The 767-nt window shown below is 73.9% G+C and carries 1 protein-coding gene; it reads left to right on the forward strand.

What is annotated here, in order from left to right; genetic code table 11:
• Nucleotides 1-21 precede the first annotated feature (21 nt).
• On the forward strand, nt 22-767 hold a 746-nt coding region (mobF, locus tag PKE99_RS38090; protein ID WP_271215105.1), incomplete at its 3' end, for a MobF family relaxase.

Genomic DNA, 767 nt, shown 5'->3' on the forward strand with positions numbered 1-767 from the left:
CCCGAACAAATTCACGCGGAGTTGCTGGCGGGCGAGCCGCAGGCAGGGCCGGAGCGGCGGGCCGAGCTGCGCTCGCAGGCCGAGCAGTCCTCGCGGCAAGCGGTGGCGTTCATCGACGCGACCTTCTCGGCGCCGAAGAGCGTGACGGTGCTCGGTGCCGCCTTCGAGCGAGCCGCCAATGACGCCCGCGCGGCGGGAGACGAGCGGGCGGCCGCAGCGTGGGCGGCGCACCAGCGGGCGGTGGAGGACGCGGTGCTCGAAGGGGCCCGCGCCGGACTCGACTACCTGCAGGACGCGGCCGGCTACGCACGTGCTGGTCACCACGGGGGTGGTGGCGGGCGGTGGGTGGACGCCCACGAGTTCGTCGTCGCCCAGTTCCTGCAGCACGACTCCCGCAACCGGGACCCGCAGCTGCATGTGCACAACGCGATCCTCAACCGCGTCCAGTCCGTCGACGGCAAGTGGCGGGCGCTGGACTCCCGCACCATCCACGCCCACCGGGGTGCGGCGGGCGCGATCGCCGAGCGGGTCATGGAAGCCCACCTGTCGCGGACACTCGGGGTGGAGCTGGCCACCCGCCCCGACGGGCGGGCGCGCGAGATCGTCGGCATCGAACCGGAGCTGCTGGAGCTGTTCTCCTCCCGCCGACACGCCATCACCGCCCGCACGCGGGAGCTGGTCGACGCGTTCACCGCCCGCTTCGGGCGAGAGCCCTCCCCACTGGAGCGCACCCGGCTCGCCCAACAGGCCACCCTCGCCACTCGCGC

The sequence above is a fragment of the Pseudonocardia halophobica genome (assembly GCF_027922425.1).
GTDB classification, from domain to species: domain Bacteria; phylum Actinomycetota; class Actinomycetes; order Mycobacteriales; family Pseudonocardiaceae; genus Pseudonocardia; species Pseudonocardia halophobica.